This is a genomic window from Aquabacterium sp., assembly GCF_041915145.1.
Lineage (GTDB): Bacteria > Pseudomonadota > Gammaproteobacteria > Burkholderiales > Burkholderiaceae_C > Aquabacterium.
In genome coordinates this window covers 1-6,094 of record NZ_JAYSBZ010000115.1, presented here as the reverse complement: position 1 = coordinate 6,094, position 6,094 = coordinate 1, and the positions used below count along the sequence as shown (strand labels likewise).

6 protein-coding genes are annotated in these 6,094 nt (G+C 68.7%); 3 read left to right on the top strand and 3 right to left on the bottom strand.

Annotated elements, in window-relative coordinates:
- Positions 1-55 precede the first annotated feature (55 nt).
- From lipB to ACE3SS_RS14455, 3 genes are all read right to left on the bottom strand, one after another.
- Positions 56-760, bottom strand: a complete 705-nt coding sequence (gene lipB / locus ACE3SS_RS14465; RefSeq protein ID WP_374595141.1) for a lipoyl(octanoyl) transferase LipB — start codon at positions 758-760, stop codon at positions 56-58.
- A complete protein-coding gene (gene dprA / locus ACE3SS_RS14460) occupies positions 757-1,950 on the bottom strand; it encodes a DNA-processing protein DprA (RefSeq protein WP_374595143.1) in 1,194 nt (397 codons plus the stop codon). The genes lipB and dprA overlap by 4 nt, the downstream gene beginning before the upstream one ends.
- A gap of 126 nt (positions 1,951-2,076) precedes the next feature.
- Complete coding sequence (locus ACE3SS_RS14455; protein WP_374595139.1) at positions 2,077-3,261, bottom strand: LysM peptidoglycan-binding domain-containing protein; 1,185 nt, start codon at positions 3,259-3,261, stop codon at positions 2,077-2,079.
- A gap of 341 nt (positions 3,262-3,602) precedes the next feature.
- On the opposite strand from ACE3SS_RS14455, the gene def reads away from it, so the two are divergent.
- The 3 genes from def (at position 3,603) to htpX (ending at position 6,039) form a co-directional block, all read left to right on the top strand.
- On the top strand, positions 3,603-4,163 hold the full coding sequence (gene def / locus ACE3SS_RS14450; RefSeq protein ID WP_374595137.1) for a peptide deformylase: 561 nt from the start codon (positions 3,603-3,605) through the stop codon (positions 4,161-4,163).
- Positions 4,163-5,110 (top strand): methionyl-tRNA formyltransferase, encoded by a 948-nt coding sequence (gene fmt / locus ACE3SS_RS14445; protein WP_374595135.1) that lies wholly within the window; start codon positions 4,163-4,165, stop codon positions 5,108-5,110. Before def ends, fmt begins: the two co-directional genes overlap by 1 nt.
- Positions 5,111-5,187: 77 nt before the next feature.
- On the top strand, positions 5,188-6,039 hold the full coding sequence (gene htpX, locus ACE3SS_RS14440) for a zinc metalloprotease HtpX (protein ID WP_374595133.1): 852 nt from the start codon (positions 5,188-5,190) through the stop codon (positions 6,037-6,039).
- Positions 6,040-6,094: the final 55 nt, after the last annotated feature.

Sequence of the window (6,094 nt, the reverse complement as noted above, 5' to 3'; positions counted from 1 at the left end):
GGTGCAGTGGAGTCGGACGGCGTGGAATCAGATGCAGACATGGCGCGGCGCAGACTCAGGGGCTCAGGTAAACCGAGAGCTTCTCGGCCAGCCGCTGCGCGGCTTCGTCCCACGTGGTCTGAACGCCAATTGTAGAAAGGTCGATGCTGCGCAGCCCGGCATAACCGCACGGGTTGATGCGCGAGTAGGGCTCGAGGTCCATCGCCACGTTGAGCGCCAGACCGTGGTAGGTGCAATGCCGCGTCACCTTGATGCCCAGCGCGGCGATCTTGCCCAGGCCCTCGAACGGGTCACCACCCGGCGCCGGGGGCGCGAGGCGAGCGTGGCTGAACGGGTCGTCCAGCCGCACGTAGATGCCGGGCGCGCCGCTCACGCGGTGGCCGGTGACGCCGTAGGTTTCGAGCGTCTTGATGATCGCTTGCTCGAGCCTGAAAACATACTCTTTGACGTAGATGTTGAGCGCCGCGAGATTGACCAGCGGGTAGGCCACCACTTGCCCGGGGCCGTGGTAGGTGACCTGGCCGCCGCGATTGGTCTGCACCACCGGAATGTCGCCGGGCAGTAGCACGTGGTCGGCCTTGCCGGCCAGCCCCTGCGTGAAGACGCGCGGATGCTCGCAGAGCCAGATCTCGTCGGGCACCGGAGCCACACCGGCTTGCGTGCGCGCCTCAGTGAAGTCCTGCATGGCCTGGGCGGTGGGGGCGTAGTCGACTCGGCCCAGCCAGCGCACGAGCGGTTGGTTGGCGGCGCGATCCGTCATGCGGCCCCCCGCCGTTGAAAGAGCTGGCCCGGCAGGCGTGCCACCTGGCCGCTGAGTTCGAGATCAAGCAGGCGCACGCTGAGATCGGCGCTGCTCAGGCCGGTGCGGGCGCTGAGCGCGTCGAGGCCAATGGGGTCGAAGCCCAGGGCGTCGAGCAGCGGGTCGGTGGACGCGGCCGGCATGGTCGGCGTTGTGGGCGTAGCGGGCACATCGTTGGCGGCCAGCTCGAACGCCGCGCCGGGCGCCGGCGCCGTCACCCCAGACTTGCCTGGCAGGCTGCGCGCCGCACCGCCGGCGCCCCAGAACAGCTCGTCGAGGACGTCTTGCGCGGTCTCGACCAGCTTGGCGCCCTGCTTGATGAGCGCGTGGCAGCCGCGTGCCTGCGGCGAGTGGATCGAGCCGGGGATGGCGAAGACCTCGCGGCCCATTTCGGTAGCCAGCCGCGCGGTGATGAGCGAGCCCGATTGCAGCGCGGCCTCGACCACCAGCGTGCCGCGCGCCAGCGCCGCGATGATGCGATTGCGACGCGGGAAGTTGGGCGGCAGCGGCGGCGTGCCGAGCAGGCATTCGCTGAGCAGCAGACCGTGCTGCGCGATGCGGTGCGCCAGCGCGTGGTGGCGCTTGGGGTAGACGCGGTCGAGCCCGGTGCCCACCACGGCGATCGTGCTGCCCAGCGCTCCCGGCGGCAGGCCCTCGAGCGCGCCTTCGTGCGCCGCGCCGTCCACGCCCAGGGCCAGGCCCGAGACGACGACCAGGCCGGCGCGGGCGAATTCGAGCGCGAAGGCACGGGCGTTGTCGCGCCCTTGCGGCGTGGGGCTGCGGCTGCCGACCAGCGCGATGGCCGACGCGCCCAGCAGCGCCAGTTGGCCCTGCGCAAACAGCACCAGCGGCGGGTCGGGGGCTTCGAGCAAGGCACGCGGATACAGCGGGTCGGCCAGCGTCAGCACGCTGCGATCGGCCCCTTCGGCCAGCCAGACCAGCGTGGCATCGACATGCCCGGCCAATTCGGCAGGCTCGACGGCCAGCAGGCGCGCCTCGCGCTCGCCGACCACCGCCGTGCGGGCGCTGATCGAGGCGTCAAAAACCGCTTGGGGAGAAGAAAACGCCGCCAGCAGGTGGCGGGCCGAAACGGGCCCGATCTGGGGCGTGAGCAGGAGCCGCAGCCAGGCGGCAAGTTCGTCGCGGGGAATCACCGCGGCAGTATCACATCAATCGGCCCATGGCTCGACCGATGGCCCGGGCCACCCGATGCGCCTCCCCCCAAATGCCGAGGCCCTCACGCGGAGGGCCTCGATCAGAGCGTCAGGATGGCCGCATCAGGGCTGGGCGAACCGGTCGCCGCGCTTGACGGGGTCTTGCGACTTCAGGATCAACGCATACGACATGCGGTCGAACACGCGGAACACGAACAGCAGACCGGTGCGCTCGTTGGGCAGCTTGATGGTTGGCTTGGCCGGATCGGTGATATCGACGCGCTGCTTGCCGTCGGTGACCAGGGCGAGCACGTGGCCGCGTTCGATGCCGTCATGGGTGCCCCGGTTGAGCGCGACGACCTGGTTCTGGCCGGCGCTCAAGCCGTCGCCGTAGATCGAGACGATCTGTCCGCCGATTTCGTTGGCGGGGGCGTGCGGTGCGTAGCGGGTGTACTCCCGCGCCGGCACGGGAGACAGGCGATCGTCGATGCCTGCTTCGAGGCGGCTGGCGATGATGGTGTAGGTGTCGGCCACCGGCAGGCTGTTGGTGCCGGCGTCGGGCATCTCGGCGCCGGAGCGCACGTATTCAGCCTGCCCCACGTAAACCGCTTCGTAGCCCAGCACTTCGTTGGTGGTGGGGTCGGTCAGCGCCTTGGGCGTGCGGAAAATGCGGAAGTCGTTGACGCCGTTGCGCTCGCCCAGCACGTAGGCCGAGTCGCCACGGGTCAGCACCACGCGGCCCTCTTGCGTGCCCACGATGCGCGGCGCGGCGGCCAGTTCGCTTTCAGATTGCAGGATCACCGCTTCGTTGAGGAAGGGCTCGATCAGGTGCATCGGCACGGCGCCGATGGCGTCGAACAGCGGGCCCGAGCGCACGCGCGGCGAGAGCTTGCCCGAGCCACTCGACGATTCGCCCACCGGCTCGCCCACGCGCAGACGGGCGCGGCCGTTGCTCTTGTCGAGGAAAAGGATCTGACCAGGGTAGATGAGGTGCGGGTTGCGGATCTGGTCGAGGTTCATGCCCCACAGCTCGGGCCAGCGCCACGGGCGCTTGAGATACATGCCGGAGATGCCCCACAGCGTGTCGCCCGACTTGACCTTGTACGAATCGGGTGCGTTGTCGGCCAGCTCGGACAGCGGCACGCCGGCCGATGCCACCTGCTTGGCGGTGGCGCGCTGCTGCGCCGTGACCGGGTAATGCTTGGGCGCGGCGGCGGCGGCCGGTGCCTCGTCACCCTCGGCGTGGGCCAGCGTGAACGAACCGAGCAAGACGCCGCAGACCCCGACCGTCCGGAGCGCACGCTGCATCAACCGCAGCGCGGAGGGCGCGGACGGACGCTTCACAGCCGACTGGGACTCGAGACGCTGGGACGGACACTGCATCATGGAAGGGGTCTCCGCTGGCGGGGCAAACCAGAGGCTGCCCGCGCGTTTTGATGGTTGCTGGTTGAGCCGAACCCGGCACGTTTGCCGGGATTGCGCGAAAATTGAGAGCTAAACCTCAATTGATTTAGTCGATTCTGCCCCTAAATCTTTGATTGCCGCAATGAAATTTGCCCGGAGTTACGGGGCGCACGCCCGTCATTTCGGCCTTTTACGTTGTGTCACTTCCACATAGTTTTCCCGCGCCTGGCGCGGCCTCAACACCCATGGCCTTGCTCCCCATCCTGCGATATCCCGACCCTCGCCTGCACAAGGTTGCCAAGCCGGTGGCGCAGGTGGACGACCGCGTCCGCAAACTGATCGACGACATGTTCGAGACCATGTACGACGCCAAGGGCATCGGTCTGGCGGCCACGCAGATCGACGTGCACGAGCGCGTCATCGTGATCGACACCTCGGAAGAGCGCAACGCGCCGCTGGTGCTGATCAACCCCGAGCTGACCCGGGTGAGCGACGAGATCATCGTGTGGGACGAAGGCTGCCTCTCGGTGCCCACGGTGTACGACAAGGTCGAGCGCCACGCCCGCGTGACGGTGCGCGCGCTCAACCGCGACGGCCAATCGTTTGAATTCGACGCCGACGACCTGCTGGCCGTGTGCGTGCAGCACGAGATGGATCACCTGCTGGGCAAGGTGTTCGTCGAATACCTCTCGCCGCTCAAGCGCAACCGCATCAAGACCAAGATGATCAAGAAGACCCGCGAGGACGAGCAACTGGCCCGCGAAGAGCTGGCCCGCGCCGCCCGCGAGCACGGGCCCAGCCTGTGATGAAGCTCGTCTTTGCCGGCACGCCCGAGTTCGCCCGCGTGGCGCTGGAACGCCTGCACGCCGCCGGTTTCGAGATCGCGCTGGTGCTCACCCAGCCTGACCGCCCCGCCGGCCGCGGCATGAAGCTGCAGGCTTCGCCGGTCAAGCAGTTCGCAGTCGAAAACGACATCCCCGTCGAGCAGCCGCGCAGCCTGCGGCTCGACGGCAAATACCCGGAAGACGCGGCGCTGGCCCAAGCCGCGCTGCAAGCGACCGGCGCCGACGCGATGGTCGTGGCCGCCTACGGCCTGATCCTGCCGCAGTGGGTGCTCGACCTGCCGCCGCGCGGCTGCCTCAACATCCACGGCTCGCTGCTGCCGCGCTGGCGTGGCGCCGCGCCGATCCACCGCGCCATCGAGGCGGGCGACTTGGAGACCGGCATCACCATCATGCAGATGGACGCGGGCCTGGACACCGGCGACATGCTCCTCATCGAGCGCGAAGCGATCCGCCCCGACGACACCACCGCCGCGCTGCACGACCGCCTGGCCGCGCTGGGCGGGCGAATGATCGTCGAGGCGCTCGAGCTGGCGGCATGCGGCGGCCTGACGCGCACCCCGCAGCCGGCCGAGGGCGTGACCTACGCGCACAAGATCGAAAAGGCCGAGGCCGCGATCGACTGGCGCCTGCCCGCCGCCCAGATCGAGCGCCGCGTGCGCGCCTTCGACCCCTTCCCCGGCGCTCACTTCACGCTGGGCGACGAGGCCGTCAAGCTGTGGGCGGCCGACGTGGTGCCCGCCAGCGGCGCGCCCGGCACGGTGTTGCATGCCAACGGTGAGCACCTCGTCGTGGCATGCGGTGAGCAAGCGCTCGCTTTGAAAACGGTGCAGCGCCCGGGCGGCAAACGTCAGGCCGTGCGTGACCTGCTGCATGCCCGCCCGGTGCCCCCCGGCACCACCCTGGGTTGAACTCTCGGGGTCAACCCGCATCTATAGCTACTGGGCAACCGCTGGGGTTGCCGCTTTGACGAAGGACTCACCTAACCATGTTCAATCTGTTCAAGACGGCCGTGCTGATGGCCGCGATCACCGCCCTGTTCATGGCCATCGGGTCGATGATCGGCGGACGCGCGGGCATGATGATGGCGCTCGTCGTGGCGCTGGGCATGAACTTCTTCAGCTACTGGTTCAGCGACAAGATGGTGCTGCGCATGTACAACGCGCGCGAAGTCGATGAAACCAGCGCGCCGCAGTTCTATCGCATGGTGCGCGAGCTGGCGCAGCGCGCCGAGCTGCCGATGCCGCGCGTCTACCTGATCGACGAGCAGGCCCCCAACGCCTTCGCCACCGGACGCGACCCCGAGCATGCCGCCGTGGCCGCCACCACCGGCATCCTGCGCGTGCTCAGCGAGCGCGAGTTGCGCGGCGTGATGGCCCACGAGCTGGCCCACGTGAAGCACCGCGATATTTTGATCAGCACCATCAGCGCCACCATGGCCGGCGCCATCTCGATGCTGGCCAACTTCGCGATGGTCTTTGGCGGTCGCGACGAGGAGGGCCGCCCGGTCAACCCGCTGGCCGGCTTGGCCGTGGCCATCCTGGCGCCGCTGGCCGCCAGCCTGATCCAGATGGCGATCAGCCGCGCCCGCGAGTTCGAGGCCGACCGTGGCGGCGCCGAGATCTCGGGCGATCCGCAGGCGCTGGCCACCGCGCTCGACAAGATCCACCGCTACGCCCAGGGCATTCCGCTCGAAGCCGCCGAAGCCCACCCCGAGACGGCGCAGATGATGATCATGAACCCGCTCTCGGCCGACGGCATCAAGGGTCTGTTCTCGACCCACCCGCCGACCGAAGAGCGCATCGCGCGCCTGATGGAGATGGCACGCGGCAGCGCCTGATCCGCACCCCCGCGCCACGCACCACGCCCGCCCTCGAAAAGCGGGCGTTTTTTCT